The organism is Anabaena sp. FACHB-1391 (genome assembly GCF_014696755.1).
GTDB lineage: Bacteria > Cyanobacteriota > Cyanobacteriia > Cyanobacteriales > Nostocaceae > Dolichospermum > Dolichospermum planctonicum.
Window position 1 is genome coordinate 78,438 of record NZ_JACJQS010000016.1, and the last position, 26,496, is coordinate 104,933.

20 protein-coding genes and 1 pseudogene are annotated in these 26,496 nt (G+C 40.0%); 16 read left to right on the top strand and 5 right to left on the bottom strand.

Annotated features, from left to right (window positions below; genetic code table 11):
* Positions 1–150: 150 nt before the first annotated feature.
* The gene (locus tag H6F62_RS09970; RefSeq protein ID WP_137907618.1) at positions 151–465 is read right to left on the bottom strand and encodes a YkvA family protein; all 315 of its coding nucleotides are present in this window, start codon (positions 463–465) and stop codon (positions 151–153) included.
* Positions 466–728: 263 nt separating this feature from the next.
* On the opposite strand from H6F62_RS09970, the gene H6F62_RS09975 reads away from it, so the two are divergent.
* The 3 genes from H6F62_RS09975 (at position 729) to H6F62_RS09985 (ending at position 2,696) form a co-directional block, all read left to right on the top strand.
* On the top strand, positions 729–1,439 hold the full coding sequence (locus H6F62_RS09975; RefSeq protein ID WP_137907617.1) for a MotA/TolQ/ExbB proton channel family protein: 711 nt from the start codon (positions 729–731) through the stop codon (positions 1,437–1,439).
* The gene (locus H6F62_RS09980; RefSeq protein ID WP_137907616.1) at positions 1,429–2,088 is read left to right on the top strand and encodes a biopolymer transporter ExbD; all 660 of its coding nucleotides are present in this window, start codon (positions 1,429–1,431) and stop codon (positions 2,086–2,088) included. The genes H6F62_RS09975 and H6F62_RS09980 overlap by 11 nt, the downstream gene beginning before the upstream one ends.
* 245 nt (positions 2,089–2,333) lie before the next feature.
* Positions 2,334–2,696 (top strand): phage holin family protein, encoded by a 363-nt coding sequence (locus H6F62_RS09985; RefSeq protein ID WP_137907615.1) that lies wholly within the window; start codon positions 2,334–2,336, stop codon positions 2,694–2,696.
* 83 nt (positions 2,697–2,779) lie between these two features.
* Here the strand turns inward: H6F62_RS09985 and psb29 are convergent, their stop codons facing one another.
* Together psb29 and hemF are read right to left on the bottom strand one after the other, a co-directional pair.
* A complete protein-coding gene (gene psb29 / locus H6F62_RS09990; protein ID WP_137907614.1) occupies positions 2,780–3,487 on the bottom strand; it encodes a photosystem II biogenesis protein Psp29 in 708 nt (235 codons plus the stop codon).
* Positions 3,488–3,717: 230 nt separating this feature from the next.
* Positions 3,718–4,764, bottom strand: coding sequence for an oxygen-dependent coproporphyrinogen oxidase (gene hemF / locus H6F62_RS09995; protein WP_190371941.1), 1,047 nt, complete (start codon positions 4,762–4,764; stop codon positions 3,718–3,720).
* Between the two features lie 369 nt (positions 4,765–5,133).
* Here hemF and H6F62_RS10000 point away from each other — a divergent pair, with 369 nt between their 5' ends.
* From H6F62_RS10000 to H6F62_RS10030, 7 genes are all read left to right on the top strand, one after another.
* A complete protein-coding gene (locus H6F62_RS10000) occupies positions 5,134–5,646 on the top strand; it encodes an SRPBCC family protein (protein ID WP_190371946.1) in 513 nt (170 codons plus the stop codon).
* 106 nt (positions 5,647–5,752) lie between these two features.
* Positions 5,753–6,823, top strand: coding sequence for an Mrp/NBP35 family ATP-binding protein (locus tag H6F62_RS10005; RefSeq protein ID WP_137907611.1), 1,071 nt, complete (start codon positions 5,753–5,755; stop codon positions 6,821–6,823).
* A 14-nt stretch (positions 6,824–6,837) separates the two neighbouring features.
* Complete coding sequence (locus H6F62_RS10010; RefSeq protein WP_190371948.1) at positions 6,838–7,098, top strand: hypothetical protein; 261 nt, start codon at positions 6,838–6,840, stop codon at positions 7,096–7,098.
* The gene (gene rodA, locus H6F62_RS10015; RefSeq protein WP_137907609.1) at positions 6,998–8,308 is read left to right on the top strand and encodes a rod shape-determining protein RodA; all 1,311 of its coding nucleotides are present in this window, start codon (positions 6,998–7,000) and stop codon (positions 8,306–8,308) included. The genes H6F62_RS10010 and rodA overlap by 101 nt, the downstream gene beginning before the upstream one ends.
* Positions 8,309–8,522: 214 nt before the next feature.
* A complete protein-coding gene (locus H6F62_RS10020) occupies positions 8,523–8,717 on the top strand; it encodes an NAD(P)H dehydrogenase subunit NdhS (RefSeq protein ID WP_137907659.1) in 195 nt (64 codons plus the stop codon).
* 198 nt (positions 8,718–8,915) lie between these two features.
* Positions 8,916–9,596, top strand: coding sequence for an HAS-barrel domain-containing protein (locus tag H6F62_RS10025; RefSeq protein WP_137907608.1), 681 nt, complete (start codon positions 8,916–8,918; stop codon positions 9,594–9,596).
* A 77-nt stretch (positions 9,597–9,673) separates the two neighbouring features.
* Positions 9,674–9,865: a hypothetical protein gene (locus H6F62_RS10030; RefSeq protein ID WP_028083513.1), complete on the top strand. Its 192-nt coding sequence runs from the start codon at positions 9,674–9,676 to the stop codon at positions 9,863–9,865.
* 52 nt (positions 9,866–9,917) lie between these two features.
* On the opposite strand, the gene H6F62_RS10035 is transcribed toward H6F62_RS10030, so the two are convergent.
* The gene (locus H6F62_RS10035) at positions 9,918–10,187 is read right to left on the bottom strand and encodes a YciI family protein (protein ID WP_137907607.1); all 270 of its coding nucleotides are present in this window, start codon (positions 10,185–10,187) and stop codon (positions 9,918–9,920) included.
* 362 nt (positions 10,188–10,549) lie between these two features.
* Here H6F62_RS10035 and urtA point away from each other — a divergent pair, with 362 nt between their 5' ends.
* The 5 genes from urtA to urtE all read left to right on the top strand — a co-directional run bounded on the left by urtA (position 10,550) and on the right by urtE (position 16,344).
* A complete protein-coding gene (gene urtA / locus H6F62_RS10040; protein WP_137907606.1) occupies positions 10,550–11,866 on the top strand; it encodes an urea ABC transporter substrate-binding protein in 1,317 nt (438 codons plus the stop codon).
* Positions 11,867–12,070: 204 nt separating this feature from the next.
* Positions 12,071–13,231: an urea ABC transporter permease subunit UrtB gene (gene urtB / locus H6F62_RS10045; RefSeq protein ID WP_190371942.1), complete on the top strand. Its 1,161-nt coding sequence runs from the start codon at positions 12,071–12,073 to the stop codon at positions 13,229–13,231.
* Positions 13,232–13,282: 51 nt separating this feature from the next.
* Positions 13,283–14,458, top strand: coding sequence for an urea ABC transporter permease subunit UrtC (urtC, locus tag H6F62_RS10050; RefSeq protein ID WP_242025965.1), 1,176 nt, complete (start codon positions 13,283–13,285; stop codon positions 14,456–14,458).
* A complete protein-coding gene (gene urtD, locus H6F62_RS10055; protein WP_190371943.1) occupies positions 14,433–15,203 on the top strand; it encodes an urea ABC transporter ATP-binding protein UrtD in 771 nt (256 codons plus the stop codon). The genes urtC and urtD overlap by 26 nt, the downstream gene beginning before the upstream one ends.
* A 442-nt stretch (positions 15,204–15,645) precedes the next feature.
* On the top strand, positions 15,646–16,344 hold the full coding sequence (urtE, locus tag H6F62_RS10060) for an urea ABC transporter ATP-binding subunit UrtE (protein ID WP_137907602.1): 699 nt from the start codon (positions 15,646–15,648) through the stop codon (positions 16,342–16,344).
* Positions 16,345–16,459: 115 nt separating this feature from the next.
* Here urtE and H6F62_RS20925 read toward each other — a convergent pair whose 3' ends face one another.
* Positions 16,460–25,429, bottom strand: a complete 8,970-nt coding sequence (locus H6F62_RS20925) for a LamG-like jellyroll fold domain-containing protein (protein WP_190371944.1) — start codon at positions 25,427–25,429, stop codon at positions 16,460–16,462.
* A 258-nt stretch (positions 25,430–25,687) separates the two neighbouring features.
* On the opposite strand from H6F62_RS20925, the pseudogene H6F62_RS10070 reads away from it, so the two are divergent.
* Positions 25,688–26,496: pseudogene (locus tag H6F62_RS10070) on the top strand (ATP-binding protein); the annotation flags it as partial.

Here is a 26,496-nt window from a genome sequence, read left to right on the forward strand (position 1 = left end):
TCCTGACCTATAGAAACAAACGATTAAACCACTTTGTTAACCATACCTCCAGTCAGTTTGATAACTCTTAGATTAGGAAGTGCAATAGCAAAGCTGACCTAAGGTAAGGTATCGCTTTTTTGCATCTAAAATTCCGTTTACATTCCAACACTACTTAACAGAAACAGAATCAACATCCACAGTTTCCCCAGTAGGAGGCGCATTATTAACTGTATTGCTGGTACTATTTTCTACAGTCCCTTTTTTAGCTTTCCAACCATCAATTACTAGTCCCGAAACTTCAGTAACGAATAAAGTTAAAAGTAAAACATCATCAATTTGACCAATAATAGGAATAAAATCTGGAGAAATATCCAAAGGGCTGATTAAATAGGCCACCGTACCGATAATTACCCACCAACGGTATTTAGGATTGCGTAATGTATTCCGATACCATGTATAAAGGGATTGAATTGAAAAGTTCATACTCTTAACCTCCAGTGATTTTTTTATTTTGGCAAATAATCCTCTAAACTCCCGGTGGGAATAACCGCCATCTTGTGTATAGAAGATGTTAATCCTTGGTAATTAATTAGAAAATTTTGTGAGTATTGCATTACTCTTGAAAATGAAAATGCTTTGATTACTAGTGATGGAGTGAGGAAACTTAAACAGTGGATATTTCAGATTTGTTGAATAAGAGTGGGACCTCTATAGTTTTTGACTTGTTCAAGAAGGGCGGTCCCTCTATGTGGCCTTTGCTGGTTTTATCAGTGCTATCACTAAGTGTGATTTTTGAACGTTTTTGGTTCTGGTTACAGATTCTTACCCAGGAAACAAAAATAGTTAATCGTGTTCTGGATGCTGCTGGTGAAAATTGGGAAATAGCGGAAGCAATTGCTGAAAAAGCAAGAAATCAGCCCATTGGTAGGTTTTTATATGCACCTTTACGCCTAAAGAAAAACGATCCAGAAACCTTTAGATTGGCGCTAGAATCAACCGCAGCAGACGAAATAGCGGGAATGCGACGGGGGGAAAAACTTTTAGAAGCTGTAATTGCTCTCTCGCCTCTGCTAGGATTGTTAGGTACAGTTCTGGGTTTGATCCATTCCCTAAGTTCAATTCGTATTGGTGATTTAGGTACAGAGTCTGCTGCTGGTGTCACCACTGGGATTGGGGAATCTTTGATTAGTACAGCCGCAGGATTAATAGTAGCAATTACTAGTTTGGTATTCTACCGCCTATTTCAAAGTTTTGTTGTTAACCAAGTTAAGGTTTTCAATAAAGCGGGAAATGAAATGGAATTACTCTACCGTCAGTATCCTCCTGATCCTAACAGAATGACTCTAGGGATAGTCTCAAATGAAAAATCATTTCCCGACAATTCTGTAATTGAGTCAGAGGGTACAATTGATAATTCCCAATTGAACTCTTTACCAGGAGAAGAAGATGAAAGTTAAGTTAGACACTCCCACTGAAGACGTTCAGATTCAAATTATCCCCTTAATTGATGTTGTTTTTTGTATTCTGACATTCTTTTTATTAGCAGCTTTACAATTTACTCGTCAACAAGCGATTAATGTTGATTTACCCAAAGCTAGTACAGGTACAAGTTCTGCTGCTAATTCCCAAACTAAAAATAACATTTTACCCGTGACAATTGATGCTGTGGGGATGACATATATAGAAAAAGAACCTGTAAGTCGGGAGGAATTGGAATCACGTTTAAAGCAATATATCCAAACAAATCCAGAGGGGATTTTAGTATTGAATGCGTCACGTACAGCAACTTATAATGATGTTATTCAAACATTAGATTTGCTCAGGAAGGTGGGAGGAAATCGGGTATCTTTGGGAATTATTCCTGGATCATCTCAACCACTGACAAATTCACCTAGCTTCCCTACTATTCCTGTTCCGGTAATACCTAATAATCCTGTTAACCCAGGAATTAACCCACCGGGAAACTTGAATTATTTACCACCCGATAACCCAAATTTATTTCCTGTTCCGGGAAAGGGAATAACTCCTGGTATTTCAATTCCCAATAATACTTTACCGCCAGCACCTGTAAAACCGGGAAAAAATAATTCTTCTCCTCAAAATTAATACCATTTCACCTGAAATTTTGTATGTTTATATCTCTCCATATTTTCCTCAATTACGAGTTTATGGGGAGATTTTTATTGATAAGGAAAGTAAACCTAAAGATATTTAGAATAAATTCCAGTTCTGGAAAAAACTTCTGTTAATTTGTAAATAATTGGTTAAGCTACAAAGATTTTCATATCCAGAAACCAAGTTAACCAGGTAATTTATCACCAATCACCATTTACATTTCAGGGGTTATGGTAATGGATATTACGACGCTGTTAATTGTTTGGTTAGTCACCGCTATTAGTTTGTTTATTATTAGTAAATTACCTTTGGGAGTGGAAATTGATACTCCAGAAAAGGCAATTTTATCCGCAGCAGTTTTAGGTATTATTACAGCACTCGTTAAGCCAATTCTCAAACTTTTGTTTGTGATTCCCAGTTTAGCCAGTTTTGATTTATTATCTGGTATCTTCACTTTTATGATAGCTGTTGTTTGTTTTAGTATTGCTGCTTGGTTGGTAGATGGTTTCTATTTGCGTTTTGGTATTTGGAGTGCTATTTTAGGTGCTTTTGCACTTACTATTATCAATAATATTATTTACAAATTATTGGGTGTGTAATTGGTAATTGGTGATTGGTAATTACTTCCTATCACCTATCACCTATCACCTATCACCTATCACCTATCACCGATACCCATTACTTAGTCATTGATACTAGATGGTGCTGTAGTCGTGTCCGCTTGTTGTTGTCGTTGATCCCGTTTTTTGCGATCTGCTGACAATATATCTGCCATGACGATGAGTGCTTGCGCCATTTTTTCTAGGTTAGAACTGTATAGTTCTAAATCTTTGATCAGTTTGTCTTCTGAAAGATGTAACCCTTTGGCTATCGTTTTTAGTGCTTCAGTTCGTTGTGTATCATCTTTGACAAATGCCGGAGCAGATTCTGCCAATAATGCAAATAAACCAATAGCAAATAAGCGACTGTATTTAAAGTTGGAATTGGCTGCAATTGCCTCTAGTTGCCTTTGTAAATCTGCATCTTGATTTAAGAGAGTTGCTTGACTCAAACCGGCAATTAAATCCTGAACTGGTACATTGGCTGCTAAAGCTTGTAATCTAGAAGCATCTTGTCGGTAGCGGTGGGGGTCTTGTTCCACTGCGTGACAAATTGCTTGAAAAATTGACTCTTGATCTTGTTCTGGCTGGTAGCCAGCCATGAAGCGGTCAAAAGTTGTCACAACGCCCAAAGCATAAATCCCATCATAGCTAAAATCAACATTGACTGACAGTAGGTGCATTTCTACCATCAATTCTTCCACTACCCGGCGGTAAATAGTATTAATCGGCCTGGTATGAAGGTGATAGAATGTTTTTTTTGTATCAGATACCGTACGGACGTTATTCACAAAGAGAATTTTTAAGAGGGACGCATTTCCATTTTCTAGTATGAACCAATTAGGGCTAAATAGTTCAAGTTCTCTGAAAGCTATATTCCCAGGTAAACCCACCACAATCTAGTAAGTATCAATTCATGTATATGGGATGATACTTACCTATAAATCTCCTTTAGTGTCATGGTTTTTTAGGCAATAACCGGAAATTGATAACTGTCAATTATCAATCATTTATCAGTTGCCTATTGTTGAATTGGTTTCCAGTTGATCCAATCTTGAGGTTTGAGGAAAGTCTCATACAACTCAGCTTCGGGAGAATTTGGTTCTGGTTGATAGCCATATTCCCAACGAACTAAAGGTGGTAGAGACATAAGAATTGATTCTGTGCGACCGTTGGTTTGGAGTCCAAAAATTGTTCCTCGGTCATAAACCAAATTAAATTCTACATATCTACCGCGACGGTATAATTGAAAATTCCGTTGGCGATCGCCGTATTCCATCTCATGCCGACGTTGTACAATCGGGGTATAGGCTGGCAAAAATGCCCCAGCACAGTCTTGAACCAAAGCAAATATATCTTCCCAAGTGCGTGATGGTAAATCCCCTACCTGATTGCTATAAATAGCAGCGTCCCCATGAGGATCTGGACCGCGATATATAGAACCTTGACCATCTTGATAATCTAAAAATAAACCGCCAATTCCCCGTGTTTCTCCCCGATGTTTAAGATAAAAATACTCATCACACCAACGTTTAAACACAGGATAATATTCGGGATGATGTTGATCACAAGCTTGTTTTAAAGTTTCATGAAAGTGAACTGCATCTTCAGCAAAGGGGTAATAAGGTGTTAAATCCGCACCACCACCAAACCACCACACAGGACCTGCTTCAAAATAGCGGTAATTCAAATGGACTGTAGGTACATAAGGATTGCGTGGGTGTAACACCAAAGAAGTACCAGTTGCGTAAAAGCCATGTCCTTCTGCTTCTGGACGTTGGACTAAAATCGAGGGTGGTAAATGAGAACCCCAAACTTCAGAAAAGTTCACCCCAGCTTGTTCAAATATTCTACCATCTCGTAGTACACGCGATCGCCCACCACCCCCTTCTGGACGCTGCCAACTATCTTCTTGAAACTTACCAACACCATCTAATTTTTCCAAACCCTGGGTAATTTGGTCTTGAACATTTTGCATAAACTGACTAACTCTAGCCTGAGCATTGACACCAGGGAGAAAATTAGGTGATTCTTTTGTGATAGTGGGGGTTTGCGAGTTGGTTAACATAAATTCCCGAACCTAAAATTACGATTTCTAAACAATTACAAATTTTTGTTGTCAAAACTTGTCAGCAGTCAGGGTCAAAAATCCGGCTTAATCTGTCAGAACAGCTTTTTATTATAGGTGAAAAGACAACCGTTCAAAACGCCTGCAAATTTCCCTTAGCGCGGAAAGTTATTCTCATCCACAGATATCATATCTGAGGGATCATTTTCCTAGTTATACAAATAATCTTATGATTCTGTTTACAGACTTTGTTCATAGTTTTTTCCACAAAGAGGAGTTTGAGTACAATTTTTTCAACAGTCATAGTTACCAGACAAAATATAAAGCAATGTTAAGCATTGTCACAGTTATATGCAGCAGATCAAAATCATACCAAATTGGTTATCCAAACTCATCCACGGTAAACGTCGGCGCTTTTGTGCATCCTTAGTGCGAACCTATCGGGAAATCAGTTCTGCCTCCGTAGATGAACTTTGGCAAAAAGTCGTAGATTTAACAGATGTTTCCTGGCATCCTCTACTTAAAAGTACCAATGTTCCCTTAGGATTAGTCCCCAAACCGGGCTTAATTTTTCAAGCAGTGACAAGGTTTTGGCCAATTCCGATTCGGATTTTTGTAGAACGAGTCAGTCCCAAACAGACGTTAAGTATCCGGGTTTTAGCAATTCCTGGTATAGAAGAAAGAATAATATACCAAGTAGAATCAACCATCTGCGGATCTTACTTATCTTATTCTGTGACTTTGCGTGGTTGGTTATCCCCCCTAATTTGGTCTTTATCTCGTCCTTATGTAGATCGGGTCGCTAGAGCGCTGATAGAATCTGTAGAAAATCCTGGATTATCCCAGAAAAAATCTTTACATGGTGGCTGCTTTGATTTTTAGAGTCTGGGAAATTCTTGACCAATGACTAATGACCCCAATAAAGTTAAGATTCATCTATCAATGAAAATTTTTTAAGCTTTATAGAAGCGACAACGGTAAACACAGTATGTATGATGTCCTAAATTCCCATTCAGTCCTGGAAGTGTTGCGACCAGTAGAAGATCCAGAACTTCGCAAAAGTCTGGTAGAACTAAATATGATTCGCAACGTTAAAATTGATGGTGGCCAGGTTAGTTTCACTTTAGTGTTAACTACCCCTGCTTGTCCTCTCAGGGAATTTATAGTTGAAGATTGTCAAAAAGCTGTCAAAAAGTTGCCCGGTGTCACAGATGTAATTATAGAAGTCACAGCAGAAACACCCCAGCAAAAAAGCTTACCAGACCGCAATGGCGTTCCCGGAGTGAAAAATATTATTGCTGTTTCCAGCGGTAAAGGTGGTGTTGGCAAAAGTACAGTTGCGGTAAATATTGCAGTTGCTTTAGCACAAACCGGGGCGAAAGTCGGTTTATTAGATGCGGATATTTACGGACCCAATGATCCCACCATGTTGGGTTTGAGTGACGCTGAAATTAATGTTCGTTCCAGCGATGGCCGCGACATTCTCGAACCAGCATTTAATCATGGTGTTAAACTAGTTTCTATGGGCTTCTTAATTGATCAAGATCAGCCTGTGATTTGGCGTGGTCCCATGCTCAATGGTGTAATTCGGCAATTTCTCTATCAAGTAGAATGGGGAGAATTGGATTATCTCATCGTGGATATGCCACCGGGAACAGGAGATGCTCAATTAACTTTAACCCAAGCTGTACCCATGGCAGGGGTTGTAATTGTGACTACACCACAAACGGTGTCCCTGTTGGATTCCCGCAAGGGTTTGCGAATGTTCCAGCAGCTAAATGTACCAGTTTTGGGAATTGTGGAAAATATGAGCTATTTTATCCCCCCAGATCAACCGGATAAACAATATGACATTTTTGGTTCTGGTGGTGGCTCTAAAACAGCCACAGAATTAGGAGTCCCCTTGTTAGGATGTGTACCATTAGAGATTTCTACGAGAATAGGCGGTGATAATGGTGTACCAATAGTTATTGGTGAACCTGACACAGCCGCAGCTAAAGCCTTAACAGCGATCGCTCTTACTGTAGCAGGTAAGGTATCAGTTAATGCTTTGACATAAAACTTGGGGAGGAGGTGATTGGGAATAATTTCTTACCAATTACCAATTACCAATTACCAATTACCAATTCCCCATTACCAATTACCAATTCCCCATTACCAATTACCCATTACCAATTACCCATTACCAATTACCCATTACCCATTACCCCTTTAAAGTCCTCTGCCGCACACAATGTTATCAAAACCTTCTTTCCCGAAAATGCGTTGGCAATATTGGCTCAAGCCTTGGCAACAAATGGACGGGCTATTGTTTTTTCTACCCGTTGCCGTTAGTATGTTTGGTGGGCTAATGATTCTGAGTACAGAACTCAAGCAACCTGTAACTGACTGGTGGTGGCACTGGTTAATAGCCGGTATTGGCTCAACTATCGCCTTATTTTTAGCTCGTTGCCGTTACGAAAATCTCATACAATGGCATTGGTTCATTTACGGGCTAACCAACTTTAGTTTAATAGCCGTCATGCTGGCCGGTACTAGTGCCAAAGGCGCACAGCGTTGGATTAGTATAGCTGGTTTTAATGTCCAACCCTCAGAATTTGCCAAAATAGGATTAATTATCACCTTAGCTGCTTTATTACATAAGTCTACAGCCTCCACACTGGAAAGTGTTTTCCGGGTCTTGGCAATTACGGCTATACCTTGGGCATTGGTATTTTTACAGCCAGACTTAGCCACATCTCTTGTATTTGGGGCTATATTTCTAGGAATGTTGTATTGGGCAAATGCTAACCCCGGTTGGTTGATACTGATGATTTCCCCTGTCATAGCTGCAATTCTATTTAGTATATCTTGGCCATTATCTACACCCATAATTTTATCTAAAGAAATATCATTGAGTATATTAGGTTTAATATGGGCAGTGGCCATGGGAATAGTCGGTTGGTTTAGTCTCCCCTGGAAGAGATTTGGTATTGCTGCTATTGGTTCATTGTGTCTAAATATGCTCGGTGGTGAATTAGGTATCTTTGCCTGGAATCATATATTAAAAGAATATCAGAAAAATCGGTTGAGTGTATTTATTAACCCTGAACATGATCCCCTGGGTGCGGGTTATCACTTAATTCAATCTCGTATTGCTATTGGCGCTGGTGAAATTTGGGGCTGGGGTTTATTTAAAGGTCCTATGACTCAACTGAATTTCGTTCCCGAACAGCATACAGATTTTATTTTTTCGGCCGTTGCTGAAGAATTTGGACTGGTGGGGTGCTTAATTTTACTATCTATCTTTTGCTTGATTTGTTTCCGCTTACTTCATGTAGCACAAACCGCTAAAGATAATTTTGGTTCGCTTTTAGCCATTGGTGTTTTATCCATGATTGTGTTTCAACTTATTGTTAATGTTGGCATGACCGTTGGTTTAGCACCGGTGGCAGGAATTCCTTTACCATGGATGAGTTATGGGCGATCGGCTATGTTGACTAACTTTATTGCTATTGGTATAGTAGAATCCGTAGCTAATTATCGTCAACGTCAAAAGTATTGAGTTTAAATCACAAAAATATAGTCAGATCTAGTCAAACATAATCATCTGTGTTATAGTTGAGGAATGAAATTATCTGACAAAAGCCAAATCAAAAGGAATAAGCTATTATTAGGGAACTCTTAACAGGTTATTGACCAATGACCAAATAACTAATTACCAAACTCCCTCCTGAAGGCATTAAGCTAAGAATAGGAAACTAAAAAGGGTAAATATGATGATACTGCCTGGAACAACTGTTCGCGTCAAAAATCCCGCAGATACATATTATCGGTCTGAAGGACTTGTACAACGAGTTAGTGATGGTAAAATAGCTGTATTGTTTGAAGGTGGTAATTGGGATAAAATAATTACTTTCCGTCTCACAGAATTAGAACCTGTGGAAACTACAATTCAGAAAACGGGGAAATAGCAAGTTAGTCAGTGGTCATTAGTAAATATTAAATTCTAGACACGCAACTTGCATAATACATGAGATCGTAGTCAGGGCTAAAGTCCTGACTACAAAGAAAAGATGATAATTTTTTGTGACACTTGCGTGTCGTCCATTTTTAATTCTTAATTCTTAATTCTTAATTCTTAATTCTTAATTCTTAATTTTTAATTGTTTATGCGTCTACCTTTACCACATTTTACTACGGGTGATAGCGAAGCCAGACTTAATAGTCCCTATTCTCACTCTCACCATTTTGCAGAGGTAATTGAAACCAATACTACAGAATTTTTGGCCCAGTGTTTAGAACCGGAAGACTTGAGCTTCCCACCAATGCCACCTTTCGGTAGTTGGGTGAGTGCTGTGGATGAAGAATCTGGTAATCAAGTTTATGCTATAGTGTATCATGCCACAACTATGCCTGTTGATTCTGTACATCGGGCGGTTGCTTTGGGGTTATCCTTAGAAGCTTTGCGTGAGGAACAACCCCAAATATTTGCTATGCTAAAAACTGAATTTAGAGCCGCAATTGTGGGATTTGAGGAAAAATCTATAAATAGTCATCATGGCAATATGTATCAATATTTGCCACCTCGTCCCCCACAAATTCACCAAGCTGTTTATCGGTGTCAACCAGAGTCCATTATTCAGTTTACTGAAGATTTGGATTTCCTGCGAACATTACTGATGATTAATGCTGCGCCAGTAGATTCTCTGGTCGCAGCAGCTATACGTGGAGTGTATCAGTTACGTAAAACTGAGCGAGAATGGTTGATTAAAGCCGGACGACACCTGAGTATATTACTCAAGGATGATTATGACCGTCTGCGCTTTATTTTGAGTCAAATCCACCCATAGTGATTTTTAGACAACCCTGATTAATTGCGTTTAACTACTTGGCTTTCCCCTTTCCTAGATTAAGAGAGTTGATGGTAATGATCAAATTACTTATTTTTGGACTAATCGTGATTTATGTTGGTGGTGTGTGGAAATTTTGGACCGGATTTAACAGAACTAATTTTAACCAAACTTTACCCAACCGCATAGGTTTAGCTTTGTTGTGGCCTGCTTTGTTTTTGGCTAACCCATCCTATCGTCGCAATTTTAGAAAAGCGTTGAAGGGATAATTAACTCATAGTTACCAACCAATTATGAATTAATTATCTTTGCGAAAATTGACTAAAAAGCTTGAATCCATTCTTTAACAGCATACTCTATCCAAATACCGTTTTGCCAATAGGGATCAGATTCCACTAATTGACGAACGGTGTTTTCGTCTTCGGCTTCATAAATAGCAAAAACCTGAGTTATATCTTTTGTCGGTCCAATAGTAATCAAAATCCCCGCTTGCTTCTGTTTTGCTAATCCTGCTAAATGATCTTGACGATAGGGTTCACGTTTGGTTAATACGTCTTCACAGTAACTTCCCCACATGATGTATTTTGTCATAACTGCTGATGATTGATAGTTATTAAAAACTATAGCAACATGAGGTTTTTTAAGATAGAGATTGATGATCAAGTTTTTAATTTCACCAATATCACTGTATACTTAATCACATTTAATATGAATCTTAGCATCTATACAGATATTTATAATTATATGAGGATATCCTAACCTGCTAATCGCTGGCGGGGAGGTAGCTAGGTATGTGGTTATTACACCAATCCCGATGAGAAAGAAATTATATTTTTCATCTATCTTGAGGTAGATTTTTATTAAAATAAATTACAATTTTGTATAGCACATCACAGTTTAATAGTTAATTATAGAACTAATATCTCACTTTAAAAAGATAACTAATCAAAAATATGGGTAGACAATTTAACCGACGTAAGTTTCTGCTTTACGGTGCAGCGGGTATTGGTAGTAGCATTTTCTTAAAAGCTTGTGCTAATAATACCCCCAACACTGCGAATAGTCCCGCAGCATCTACCAGTACACCTACCGTAGCTAGTACGGATAGTAAAACCATCAAGGTAGGTATTTTACATTCTCTCAGTGGTACAATGGCCATTAGCGAGAAAAGTGTGGTAGACGCGGAAAAACTAGCAATTAAGGAAATTAACGCTGCTGGGGGTGTTTTAGGTAAACAAATTGAAGCAGTTGTGGAAGACGGCGCTTCTAATTGGGATACCTTTAGAGAAAAAGCTACCAAATTGATTGACCAGGATCAAGTAGCTGTAGTTTTCGGTTGTTGGACTTCCGCTAGTCGCAAAAATGTCAAGCCAGTTTTCGAGAGTAAAGACCATATGCTGTGGTATCCTGTGCAGTATGAAGGTCAAGAATGTTCTAAAAACATTTTTTACACTGGTGCAGCCCCAAATCAACAAATTGAACCTTCTGTTGATTGGTTGTTGAAGAATAAAGGTAAAGAGTTCTTTTTAGTCGGTTCTGACTATGTTTTCCCCCGCACTGCTAATAACATTATTAAAGCTCAATTAGAGGCTTTAGGTGGGAAAACTGTTGGGGAAGATTACTTACCTTTGGGTAATACGGAAGTAACAGCTATTATCACGAAAATTAAGCAAGTTTTACCAAAGGGTGGTGTAATTTACAATACTCTTAATGGTGATAGTAATGTTGCTTTCTTCAAACAGTTGAAAGGAGCGGGATTGACACCAGAAAAGTATCCTTCCATGTCTGTGAGTATTGCGGAAGAGGAAGTTAAAGCCATTGGTGTGGAGTATCTAAAAGGACATTATGCTGCTTGGAATTATTTTCAAACAGTAGACACACCTGCTAATAAGAAATTTGTGGCAGCCTTTAAGAAAGAATACGGTGAAGATAGAGTAACAAATGATCCTATGGAAGCCGCTTATATTGCTGTGTATTTATGGAAAAAAGCGGTAGAAAAAGCTACTACAACTGACTTGGCGAAAGTCCGGGCTGCGGCCTATGGTCAAACTATAGATGCACCTGAAGGAAAAGTGACAGTTAATGCCAATCATCACATATCAAAAATTGTGCGCATTGGTCAAGTCAGAAAGGATGGCCTATTTGACATTGTTTATGCTACCCCCGCACCAGTTGAACCAGTTCCCTGGAATCAATTTGTGAAAGAGACTAAGGGATTTGCTTGTGATTGGTCAGATCCCGCCAAAGGTGGTAAATACAAGAAAGGTTAATTTTGTGGTCAGTTGTCAGCGGTTAGTTATACAACTGCATCTCAATCAGGTACATATAGGCGGGCAAGATGCCCACCCCACAATAGTTTTACTATTCATATTTGTACTTTGTTGAGTAGCAATTTTGGGATGTGAAAATAACTAAAAAATAACCAATAACTGACAACTGACTATTAGAAATAAATTGATAATTGCGGGGAGAAAATGTTAACAGGTTTTTTGGAAGCTGTCTTTAATGGTGTTAGTATTGGCGCTGTTTTATTAATTGCTGCGCTAGGATTAGCCATCATATTTGGCTTAATGGGTGTCATTAATATGGCTCATGGTGAGCTAATGATGTTTGGTGCTTATACAACTTTTGTGGTGCAAAATGTTTGTAAGCAATTGGGTGGGTTTTGGTTTGATGTTTATATATTTTTGGCTTTGATTATCGCTTTTATTTTCACCGCTGGTGTAGGATTAATTCTGGAAAAAAGCGTAATTCGTTATCTCTATGGACGACCTTTAGAAACTCTGTTAGCAACCTGGGGAGTAAGTTTAATTTTTCAGCAGTTTGTCCGCAGTGTAAATTTATTATTGATCATCGGGATAGCTTTGTTTTCTCTTCTGTTTTTTGGGGGTTTATGGATTTTAAATTCTCGGAATAATTTCCAGAAAACTCGTAATTGGTTTGTGGGAGTTTTACTATTTTTGTCCCTAGGATTGACAATTACAATCTGTAATTTGTTAAGTAAAACTTATCAGCAAGGGGTAACTTTACCTTGGTTTGGCGCTCAAAATGTAGATGTTACAGCCCCTAGTTGGTTACAAGCTGGTGTATCTTTAGCCGGTGTACAATTACCCTATGCGCGGTTATTTATTATTGCTTTGACGATTATTTGTGTGGGGGGAATTTATCTATTTTTGCAAGGTTCTCATTGGGGATTAAGAATTAGGGCTGTCACCCAAAATCGCAGCATGAGCGCCTGTTTGGGTATCCCCACTCAACAAGTTGATGCAATTACTTTCGCCCTGGGTTCAGGGTTAGCTGGTGTGGCTGGATGTGCAATTAGTTTACTTGGTTCTGTTGGACCAAATACCGGACAAAATTACATTATTGACACCTTTATGGTGGTGGTTGTCGGTGGTGTGGGTAATTTAGCTGGTACGATTTTGGCCGCTTTGGGAATTGGGACAACTAATTATTTGATTGGTTCGGGAACTTTAGCCTTGTTGTTGAGTCCGGTTAAGCCTTTGGCTGATTTATTTAGTTTTTTTGCGACAACAAGTATGGCTAAGGTGATGGTTTTTGCTTTAATTATTGTGTTTTTACAATGGAAGCCAGGAGGGATTTTTCCCCAAAAGGGTCGTCATGTTGATGTTTAAATTATCGGAAATTTAACGCAGATAAACGCAGATAAACGCGGATTTGAGAAAATGGATAAAGCAGGAATGATGAAAATTAAAAAGGGGCGAAATTTAATATTAGTTGAAGTGGGAGTCGTTTGCGCGATCGCTTTGATTTTGATTTTGATTATGCCGGTGTTACTTTCAGATTTTCGTCTGAATTTATTGGGACGATTTTTGTCTCTGGCTATTGTGGCTTTAGGAATTGATTTAATTTGGGGTTATGCTGGTTTATTGAGTTTGGGACATGGGATTTTCTTCGGTTTGGGTGGATATGCGATCGCTATGTACCTAAAATTGCAAGTTCCCACCGGGGAATTACCGGATTTTATGGCACTTTATGGTGTTACGGAACTTCCTGGATTTTGGCGGCCTTTTTCTGATTTTCCCCTGTCTATGGCTGCTGTGGTGATGATTCCGGGTTTGTTAGCAGGATTACTAGGATATTTAGTATTTCGGAATCGCATTAAGGGGGTTTATTTTTCGATTTTGACTCAAGCTGCAATTATTGTATTTTTCAATTTTTTTAATGGACAACAACAATTTTTTAATGGCACAAATGGATTGATAGATTTTACCACCTTTCCGCCTTTATCTTGGGGAGTTAATGGCAGTGGTGCTATAGTTAGTGATAGCAAAACTCAATTTGTTTTTTATGTCTTGACGGTGGTATTTTTGGCGGCTATTTATGGGCTGTGTCGCTGGTTAACTAGTGGACGTTTTGGCAGATTATTAATAGCTATTCGTGATGATGAAAGTCGGGTAAGATATTCTGGCTATGACCCCACAGATTTTAAAGTATTAGTATTTGCAGTTTCGGGAGCAATTGCTGGTATAGCTGGGGCATTTTACACCGTTCAAAGTGGTTCCGTATCCCCTAGATCCATGGATATTGGCTTTTCTATTGAAATGGTGATTTGGGTGGCTGTGGGGGGACGAGGGACGTTAATCGGGGCAGTTATTGGCACTTTATTAGTTAATTATGCCCGGACTTTTTTGAGTGAACAATTCGCGGAAATATGGCTATTTTTTCAGGGTATACTATTACTAACTATCGTCATTCTGCTTCCTGACGGCATCATGGGATGGTTATATAAACAAAATATTCCCTTTCGGAAACGTCAGCAATTAAAATTTTCTGATACCTATCCTAGTTTAGAAGAAGATATGGAAGTGAAACATGAACGCCAAAATATTGGAAACTGAAAATGTCACCGTTAGTTTTGACGGTTTTAAGGCCATAAATCGCCTAAATTTTAGTATGAATGTTGGTGAATTGCGGGTAGTAATAGGTCCAAATGGGGCTGGGAAAACTACCTTTTTGGATGTGATTACAGGTAAGGTGCAACCAACCATAGGCAGAGTCCTATTTAAAGGTAAAAATTTACGCTCTTTAGCTGAACATCAAATTGCACGGCTGGGAATTGGTCGCAAATTTCAAACCCCACGCATCTATCTTAATTTAACACCTTTTGAGAATTTAGAAATCACTAGTAATCGTCAGAAAAATGTTTTTTCTACTTTGTTTCGTTCGCTCAATTCTGCGGAAAGAAATAGTCTCAAAGGCTTATTAGAAACCATTGGTTTAACTGCAAAAGCAAATATTCCAGCGGCTTTATTATCCCACGGAGAAAAGCAACGTTTGGAGATTGGAATGTTAGTAGCACAATCTCCTGATTTATTACTTGTTGATGAACCTGTAGCTGGTTTAACAGATGAAGAAACCTATAATATCGGTAATTTGTTATTAACATTAGCAGCAAGTCACTCAATTTTAGTCATTGAACATGATATGGAATTTGTGCGACAAATCGCTAAGAAGGTGACGGTATTACATGAGGGTTCGGTATTGTGTGAAGGTGATTTTGAGCAAGTCAGAAATGACCCCCGCGTTATTGAAGTATATTTGGGAAAACAGGAAGAGAATTACATCCCCCCCTCACAAGGGTAGGTTTTTTACATTGTCGTCGGGGTAAGACGGGGAAGACAAGGAGGGAAGGTAGACAAGGAGGGAAGGTAGACAAGGAGGGAAGGTAGACAAGGAGGGAAGGTAGACAAGGAGGGAAGGTAGACAAGGAAGTTATGCCTCTTATGAAAAAATACCCTTTTAAGAGCTATTAAAAGCAATTGATTGAGAAAACGGAGGTGGGAATGGGAATAAGCCATTTAAACAAATGCCTTTGCCATTAAGTAAATCAGCAATAAGTAGGTGAACGGAAAAAAACCGACATAAGTAACGAAAAGTAAAGTTGCCCAAAACCTCTTCCCTCTTCCCTGTCACCTGTCCCCTGTTACCTGTTACCTGTTCCCTGTTCCCTTGTCATTATGGGAGGGTGGGGTGAAATTGGGGAAAATTGGGGAAAATTAAAATAGTTAATCAGGTTGATTTTATAATGCTAAAAATTTCTAATCTTAATGTTCATTATGGTGAAAGTCATATTCTCAGAAATGTGGATTTGACCGTATTACCAGGACAAATGGTATGTTTAATTGGACGCAATGGGGTGGGAAAAACAACCATGCTCAAAACAATTATGGGGCTACTCAAACCCAGCAGCGGAATTATTGATTTTGCAGGGGAGATAATTAACGCCAAACCGACTTATGAAAGAGCGAAAATGGGTATTGGTTATGTGAGTCAGGGAAGGGAAATTATCCCGCGACTAACAGTTAAAGAAAATCTGCTTTTGGGATTGGAAGCTAGACACAAACCAGTCAAAAAACCGGAAATTCCCCCAGAAATTTTTAGCCTATTTCCAGTTTTAAAAACTATGCTTTCTCGTATGGGTGGAGATTTAAGTGGTGGACAACAACAACAATTAGCGATCGCTCGTGCTTTAATGGGAAGACCACAACTACTCGTATTAGACGAACCGACGGAAGGTATCCAACCCTCAATCATTTTGGAAATTGAAGCCGCAGTCCGTCAGATTATTGAAGCTACAGGGATTTCTGTTTTATTGGTAGAACAACATTTGCATTTTGTCCGTCAGGCAGATTACTATTATGCCATGCAAAAAGGCGGCATTGTTGCTTCAGGTTTAACTCAGGAACTTAGTCAGGATGTGATTCAAAGATTTTTAGCCGTTTAAGCGGATATTAATGTTTACTTGGGAATTTTGAGAGCAGCAGAGACGTTTTATATGTTTTATATAACGTCTCTACTTACACTCAAATTACTACCAATTAGGTTAAAACCAGGATTTCCTAAACTAAGGCTGTAGTAAAGTTATTCAATCCTAAAGTCCCTGTGAAACCTGTCACCTCAATAATTGCATCCGTAGTAGCATTAAATCCTGCGTTAGCGTCGTTAATAGCGACAAAGCTACGAGTATTAGTACCAGTACCAAAGGTAAATTGAGCAGCAGAGTTAGCTGTAAAGACAGTATTAGTTAACTTAGCTGTAATACCTGCTGTATCAAGTGTTGCCACAGTTCCCGCATTAGGGAATCTGGTGGGTGTAGTGGAAACGACGAATAAATCAGCAGTAGCATTGAAGTCAGTAATCACATCAAAGTTACTGAAAACAGAATCGCTTAAAGTGCGGTAGTCAAAACGGTCTGTTCCTAACCCTCCAGTTAAGGTATCTTTTCCAACTCCTCCAGTTAGTCTATCATTCCCAGCACCTCCATTCAGGCTGTTATTAGCACCGTTACCTATGATGACGTTATTACCTGTGTTTCCAGTCCCGTTAATTGCTGCTGTTCCTGTCAGGGTCAGGTTTTCCACGTTAGCAGCCAAAATAGTGTAAGTAACACTAGATTGAATGGTATCTGTACCAGCGTTAGCCAGTTCTGTAATAGTATCAGTGGTGCTATCTACAATGTAGATATCATCACCTAAACCACCGATTAACGTATCTGTACCCGCACCACCATCAAGGGTATTATTACCACCATTACCAGTAATCACGTTATTACCACCGTTCCCAGTCCCGTTAATTGCTGCTGTTCCTGTCAGGGTCAGGTTTTCCACATTAGCAGCCAAAATAGTGTAAGTAACACTAGATTGAATGGTATCTGTACCACCGTTGGCCAGTTCTGTAATAGTATCAGTGGTGCTATCTACGATGTAAATATCATCGCCACTACCACCGATTAACGTATCTGTACCAGCACCACCATCAAGGGTATTATTACCACCATTACCAGTAATCACGTTATTACCACCGTTACCAGTCCCGTTAATGGCTGTTATTCCCGTCAATGTCAGGTTTTCCACGTTAGCAGCCGCAATAGTATAGGTGATACTAGATTGAATGGTATCTGTGCCACCGTTGGCCAGTTCTGTAATAGTGTCAGTAGTGCTATCTACAATGTAAATATCATCGCCACTACCACCAATTAACGTATCTGTACCCGCACCACCATCAAGGGTATTATTACCAGTATTCCCAGTAATAGTGTTATTAATCCCATTTCCCGTACCGTTGATATTGGCTGTTCCCGTTAACGTCAGGTTTTCCACGTTGTCCGCTAAAGTATAGCTGACACTACTGGATTGAACTATATCTGTACCCTGTCCTACATTCTCCGTAATCACATCAGTGGCAGTATCAACAATATAAACATCATCGCCTATACCACCAACCAAGGTGTCAATACCATCCCCACCATTCAGGGTATCATTACCAGCCGCACCATCCAGGCTGTTATTACCAGCGTTACCAGTGATGACGTTATTACCTGCGTTCCCAGTCCCGTTAATTGCTGCTGTTCCCGTTAATGTCAGGTTTTCCACGTTAGCAGCCGTAATAGTGTAAGTAACACTAGATTGAATGGTATCTGTACCCTCGTTGGCATTTTCGGTAATGATGTCCGTGGTACTATCTACAATGTAGATATCATTGCCACTACCACCAATTAACCTATCTGTACCCGTACCACCATCAAGGGTGTTATTACCAGTATTCCCAGTAATCACGTTATTACCTGCGTTCCCAGTCCCGTTAATTGCTGCTGTTCCTGTTAATGTCAGGTTTTCGACGTTGGTAGCAATAGTCAAGGTGACACTAGATTGAATGGTATCTGTACCTGCGTTGGCCTGTTCCGTAATGGTGTCAGCGGTACTATCAACAATATAAACATCATTGCCAGTTCCCCCAATTAACGTATCTGTACCATCCCCTCCATTCAGGGTATCATTACCAGCCGCACCATCCAGGCTGTTATTACCAGTATTCCCAGTAATCACGTTATTACCTGCGTTCCCAGTCCCGTTAATTGCTGCTGTTCCTGTTAATGTCAGGTTTTCGAAGTTGGTAGCAATAGTCAAGGTGACACCGGATTGAATGGTATCTGTACCAGCGTTGGCCTGTTCTGTAATTGTGTCGGTGGCAGTATCTACAATGTAGATATCATCACCTAAACCACCAATTAACGTATCTGTACCTGCGCCACCATTAAGGGTATCATTACCAGCCGCACCATTCAGGCTGTTATTAACATCGTTACCAGTAATAAGGTTATTACCTGCGTTCCCAGTCCCGTTAATTGCTGCTGTTCCTGTTAATGTCAGGTTTTCCACGTTGGGAAGGGTAGCCATAGTGTAAGTAACACTAGATTGAATGGTATCTGTACCACCGTCGGCATTTTCCGTAATGATGTCCGTGGTACTATCTACAATGTAGATATCATCCCCTAAACCACCAATTAGGGTATCTGTACCTGCCCCACCATCAAGGGTGTTATTACCATTGTTGCCAGTAATGACGTTATTAGCTGCGTTCCCAGTCCCATTAATTGCATCTATTCCCGTTAATATCAGGTTTTCCACGTTGGGAAGGGTAGCCAAGGAGAAGGTTAGGGTGCTGTAAACTGTGTCTGTACCTTCGTTGGCATTTTCGGTAATAGTCTCAGTGGTGCTATCAATTAAATAACTGTCATCTCCCGTTCCACCATACAGGAAATCGTTACCGACACCACCATAGAGGAAATCGTTACCGGCTTCACCATTGAGGGTATCGTTGCCTGTACCACCTTGGAGGAGGTCATGATCAGCACCGCCATTGAGAATGTCATCTCCACTTAAACCGTTAATTTTGTCTTTGCTGGCTGTACCGTTGAGGGTTTGGTTTGCGGCTGTACCGTTAGTGGTTTGGTCGGTATGACTGAGGAAGAAAGTTTGATTGGTAACGGTGTTTGTACCATCTGTCAAATTGAATTGGAAGAAGTCTTGAATACTACTACCACCGGGTTGATAGATTAACTTGCCACTGTCAATGTCCGCTTGGGTAAATGTATCTCCAACTTTTAACGGGGTGACGGTGGAGAGAATGGGATTACCTGTTGTAACAGTTGCCCCGTAAATTGTACCGTTGTTGCCATTGGTGGTTAAATCGGTGGCGGTATTTCCTGTGATGTTGTTGAAGTTCCAGTAACCTGCTAGTCCTGTTTCCGTGCCGGTTAAGGTTTTGTTGAGATTTGCCTGGATTTGGGTTTGGGTACGGGCAACATTCCAAATGCGAACATCGTCAATTTGTCCAGCAAAGGGAGTCCAGGCATTAAGTTCTCGCCCAATCTTAACCGGATAATTATTTTGCAATGGCGTACCAACCCAATCAACACTGGTATCTAACTGTCCATTGATATATAAACTCAGTTTAGCACCATCATAAGTGGCAGCAACATGAGTTAATTGATTGAGTGTTAATGAGGCTTGACTGGGATAAATGTATCGCCAATTACCATTACTATCTTGAAAACCAAAATCAAGGCGACTTCCATTCGGTTCAATATATAGACCATAATTCACTTCATAGCCGTTATTTGCCTCTTTCGTAATAATCGGTTGCCAATCACCTTTAATTTGAGTTTGATTAACCCAGGCTTCTAGGGTAAAGGTGTTCAAACTCAAAGCCGCACTATGGGGAATTTCGACATAATTATCAACCCCATTAAAAGACAGGGCTTTGTCATTGCAGAATCCTAAAACGCCTTGATCGGGTAAATCGGTGACGGTGTAGATAATATTGGCAGCGGCAAGTTGTTCAGTCGGTGTACCTGTTTGGTTAACATGAGTTGCACCAATAATATTACCATTATTGCCATTAATGGTTTTATCTAATGCAGTGCTGCCACTCGGTTCATTAAAGTTCCAGTAACCTGCTAATCCTGTTTCATTACCAACTAGTTGTTGATTGTAATTAGCCTGGATTTGGGCTTGGGTACGGGCAACATTCCAAATGCGAACATCGTCAATTTGTCCAGCAAAAGGATTCCAGGCATTAAGTTCTCGCCCAATCTTAACCGGATAATTATTTTGCAATGGCGTACCAACCCAATCAACACTGGTATCTAACTGTCCATTGATATATAAACTCAGTTTGGCACCATCATAAGTGGCAGCAACATGAGTTAATTGATTGAGAGTGAGTGAACCTTGGGTTGTTTCAAAGCCTACCCCATTACCATAACTATCTTGAAAAGTAAAATTAAGGCGACTTCCATTCGGTACAATAAATAGACCATAATTCCGTTCAGAGCCGCCATTATTCTGTTTCGTAATAATCGGTTGGTAATCACCTTTAATTTGAGTTTGATTAACCCAGGCTTCCAGGGTAAAGGTGTTCAAACTCAAAGCCGCACTATGGGGAATTTCGACATAATTATCAACCCCATTAAAAGACAGCCCAAAATTCCCTGTTAAAGCACCAACATTACTAACCTTTAATTTTGTGTTGTCAATGGTAACTGGAATTGCTTGATTAAGAACAACACCTTGATTAATCTCATTGTCCTGAATCGTTAATTTTGCCGTTGCTTGTGTGCCTAGAATCGCGCTGTTTGTGGGATTGCTTAAAGTTAAAGTTAGGTCTTCCTCTTCTTCCAATCTGATGTCGTCAACTAGAGGAATATTAACAACTTTACTGGTTTCCCCAGGGGCAAAGGAGACAGTTATGGAACTATTGTTGTAATCGTCGGGAGCAACGGCTTGACCATTGGTTAAACTAATGGTGGCACTGACTGTATTATCTGGACTTCCTGTGCGCGTCACTGTGATTTGAGTCGTACCAGTCCCGTCTTCTTTGAAGATAAAAGTCGGCTGACTAAAAGCTAAAACCGGTGGGGTTTCTGTGAGAGTAATTGTGCTGACATTTTGCCCTAAAACAGCGCCACCGGTGGGATTTGACAATGTTACATTAAAGGTTTCGTTACCTTCATAAACTCTGTCATTGGTAATATCAATGGTGAAGGTTTTAACACTTTCTCCCGGATTAAAGGTTAACGTGCCATTTGTGGCTGTATAATCTTGTCCGGCTGTGGCGGTAACGTCTGCGGTGCTATAGTCAACGGTGAAGGTTTTGTCGGGTCTAACGCCTGTGAGGGTGACGGTTACGGTAATTTTACCATTAATGACAGCTTCTTCATCAATGGAGACATTCCCTACGGATAAAGTAGATGCACCATTAACGACCTCAACAATGCCTCGGTAAAGATTATTGTTGCTGATATCAGCCCAAGTTCCTGGACCATAGTTCATGAAGACGTAATCTTCATTGTTAGAGTTATCAGGTTGACCACCATACCAATTGGTGTATTTAGACGATTCTCCATTCACCCAGGCAAAGTTACCTTCTGCTGCGACATCGTTTAAGCCAATCCAGAAATTTTCACTACCAAAAGCAGTGACTAAAAACTGGTTTTCGGTGGGATCATTGATTGTCACCAAATTACCACCCAATGCCTCCGCTTGCCCTTGGGCATTTGTCCAACTGCCGGCATTAGTTAGATAATATGTGACAGGTGCATCATTATTATCAACAATGGTGAGGGTGGCGGTATTTTGTGTACCTATGGCTGCACCACCGACGGCATTTGTTAAGCCCAATAACAGGGTTTCGTCGCTTTCGGCTTTGAAGTCGTTGTAAATAGGAATGGTGATCACTTTGGCTGTAGTGTCTAAATTACCAAAGGTGACATCAATGGCCGTAGGGTCAAAATCTCCCCAATTTGTAGCGGTTTGTCCTTGTGATGTAATTGTAGCTCGGACTTCGCCATTACTGCCCCCAGTACGGGTAACAGTCACAGCAGCTACAGCGGTGCCGTCTTCGTTGACTTGAAAGGTGGGTTGACTAAAGGCTAGAGTTCCCGCAGATAAAGCAGTTGAGGTGGTGAAAGTGGTAACTTTGACGTTATCTAAACCCCAACTTTCATCACCAATGTCTTGAAGTCCAGAACCAGCAAAGTTGAGTTTCAGGTTACTACTTGGGGCTTGAAAAGTGGAGGAGATGCGGTAAACCGAATCTCCATAATAATAACCAAGGGTGTTACTTTCTACTGCTCCTGTGCGTCCGGGATAAGTTGCACTACCAAAAGTACCAGGATAAGCCTGACCTCCGCCGACATTGTTAAAGGTGGTATTGAGTAGGGTTTGTCCGCCGGCAATACTCAGGGTAAAGATATCAGGACCATAAGGACTATTACTATAATCATTACCATCCCAAGTTTTGAGGATAAAGAGGTCAAATTCCAGAGTCACTGTACTATTAGCCTGATTATTTAGCGTCAAACTAACGGTATCATTACCAAATTCACCCAGGAAATTTCTTTCTCCCACTGGTGTGATAGAACGAGTTTGATTTGACCATTCTGTTCCGGTTGCGGTTTCAAAATCATTGAAGTAATCAAAATAGGTGATAAAGGCAGGAGAAGTGAGGTTTAGCCCTGTCACACCTTCAATTATGCCAATTAGTTCTGCTGGTTCACCGGTAGGTTTGTTGCGATAAATGGCGGTATTGCCTGGGCTATAGGTAGTATTCAGGGTATAGTCGGTTTTCTCTCCCGATAATTCTATAAAGTCTTGACTGGCGCTAAAACCCTGAATTATTGCATAGTCAGCGGTGCCGGCGTTGGTTGTATCTCCATCATCATAGAAAACTTTGCTGCCATTGCCCAAAACAAATCTATCACGTCCTGCTCCACCAATTAAGGTGTCAACTTCTGCCTTTCCTGGTGTTGCACTGGTTTCGTCTACACCAATGAGACGGTCATTACCGGCTGCACCATTGAGGGTATTATTACCACTGTTGCCAGTGAGGATATTGTTAATGGCATTTCCTGTGGCGTTAATGTTAGCAGTTCCGGTCAAGGTCAGGTTTTCAACATTGGCAATGCTGGCTAAACTGTAAGTAATTGAGGCTCTTACCGTATCTAAACCTTGGTTAGAACCTTCGGTGATGATGTCTCCCAATTCATTAATAATGTAAATATCATCCCCACGACCACCTACTAGGCTATCAGCACCAGTACCACCAGTAATGGTGTCGTTACCATTGCCACCTTGTATTGTGTCATTGCCAGTACCACCAGTAAAGGTGTCGTTACCGTCTCCACCGATGAGGATATCATCTAAGTTGCCACCGATGAGATTATCTGCTTCGGTTGTACCAGTAATGTTAAATTTCTCGATGTTGCTATAGTTGACGATATTACCCGCTGCGGAAATTGTCCCACTACTTGGGGTGGTAACGGTGGTGCTAATTCCGACGGTGGTAATAGCAGAATAATCAACTTTCAGGGTATCAGTTCCACTACCGCCATTGAGAGTATCATTTCCTAAGCCACCATCAAGGATATCATTATCATTTTCTCCATAGAGTTCATCATTCCCAGTCCCACCGTTGAGGATATCATTGCCCCGGCCACCGACTAGTTTATCATTGCTTTCATTGCCTGTGAGGAGATCATTACCTGCTCCTCCATAGATTTCATCGCCACCTACACCACCAATGACGGTATCATTACCATTATTGGCGTAAACTTTGGTGTCGTTATACTGCCATCTGTTACCATAATAAGGATCTGAATAGCGAGTATTGTCAGTGGCAGAAATATCAATGTTATCATTACCTGAACCTGTTACCAGGTAAATTCTTTCGACTTCCTTGATCTCTTTTGTCGTCAACCCATCGCTAATTGTGCCATTGGTGGGGTCACTATAATTAATGATGATGCCAGTGGTGTTTGTCGTATAATCTAAATCCAGTTTATCGCTACCAGCACCGCCGATAACGCTATTAATTCCTTTGCCACCATTGAGATAATCATTTCCGTCTCCACCATTGAGGGTATCACTACCATCTTCACCGTAGAGTTCATCATCTCCCGCACCACCGTTGAGAATATCTTCACCTTCCCCACCGACTAGTTTATCATTGCCGGCGTTGCCTGTGAGGATGTCATTACCTGCTCCTCCATAGATTTCATCGCCACCAGAACCACCAATGACGGTATCATTACCATTATTGGCATAAACTTTGGTGTCGTTATCTTGCCATCTGTTACCATAATAAGGATCTGAAGAGCGAGTATTGTCGGTGGCAGAAATATCAATGTTGTCATTACCTGAACCTGTTTTCAGGTCAATTCTTTCGACTTCCTTGATGGTTGAACCATCGCTAATTGTGCCATTGGTGGGGCTGCTATAATTAATGGTGATGTTATTGGTGTTTGTCGTATAATCTAAATCCAGTTTATCGCTACCTGCACCACCGATAACGCTATTAATTCCTTTGCCACCATTGAGATAATCATTTCCTTCTCCACCATTGAGGGTATCATTACCATCTTCACCGTAAAGTTCATCATCTCCTGCACCACCGTTGAGAATATCTTCACCTTCTCCACCGACTAGTTTATCATTGCCGGCGTTGCCTGTGAGGATATCATTACCTGCTCCTCCATAGATTTCATCGCCACCAGAACCACCAATGACGGTATCATTACCATTATTGGCGTAAACTTTGGTGTCGTTATCTTGCCATCTGTTACCATAATAGGGATCTGAAGAGCGAGTATTGTCAGTGGCAGAAATGTCAATGTTATCATTACCTGAACCTGTTACCAGGTCAATTCTTTCGACTTCCTTGATGGTTGAACCATCGCTAATTGTGCCATTGGTGGGGCTGCTATAATTTATGATGATACCATCTGTATTGTAATCATAGTTTAGATCTAACTTATCACTACCTGTGCCACCAGCGATCGCATTCACCCCATCTCCGGGATTTAGGTAATCGTTCCCATCTCCCCCTTCTAAGGTATCATTGCCATCATTGCCATAAAGACCATCATTGTCTGCTAGTCCTTGAATCAGATCGTTACCATCAAGGCCATCAATATTATCATATCCATCAGTTCCGACTAGAATATCATTGTCATCGGTTGGGATTGCCATAAAATCTGCCTACTAGATTTATTTAAGTAAATATGGAATTGCTAGAATCTGATTACTAATCACACTAACCGTGTTCGTCTTTATCCTACATTGTTTTTGATGTAGTGACAAGTAAGTTGGGGTGTAAAGTTTTGTAAAGTTTAATTACCCCTCTTAGTCCTTTTCCTTTATAAAGGGGAGAAATTGGCATTTAGTCCCCCTCCTCTTGCTAAGGGTTAGGGTGGAATAAAAACCTTATTTATACCAGGAGTGCATTTTATGAAGTTCAATCGTAGTCAAGTTAAAAAATACCTGCAATTAGCTGATTTTACATCGCTTTTTATTGAAGAACTAGGTTGGGATTATGCTGATATTTCTCCTATTTATTTAAAGGTCAATGACGAAAATTATACGATAGAAGCTATTTGCCAAAAACGTGGTTTAATGGTTTATCATTGTTTACCGGAAAAGGGGATTTTACCCAATGCTCAAGTCAGAAAAAAGATTGATGTTGAGGTTACTAGCTATAGTCAAGAACATTTAATTATTTACACAGATAAAGGTCAACAAAAACAAATTTGGCAATGGGTAAAACGAGAGTCTGCAACTAAAACTAAAGCTAAAGAAACTACCTTTAATATTACTCAGTCGGGAGAGTTATTAAGTCAAAAGTTAGAAGCTTTATTTATTGATTTTGCTGAAGAAGAAAATCTCACTTTAACTGATGTTACTCAACGCACTGAAAGGGCTTTTGATATTGAAAAAGTTACCAAAGACTTTTTTAATAAGTTCCAAGAAATACATTTTAAATTTGCTGCTGTTATTCAAGGGATAGAAAATCCAAAGGATGCTAATTGGTACGCTTCCGTGGTTTTAAATCGGTTGATGTTTATTTATTTTCTCCAGAAAAAGGGATTTTTAGATCATGGTAATCCTAATTATTTACAAGATAAGTTAAAAGTTAGTCAAACTCAAGGTAAGGACTTATATTATCAACAGTTTTTACAAACTTTGTTTTTTGATGGTTTTGGTAAAGCTGAAAAGTTCCGTAAACAGGAAACTGCCGTTTTAATTGGTAAAATTAAATA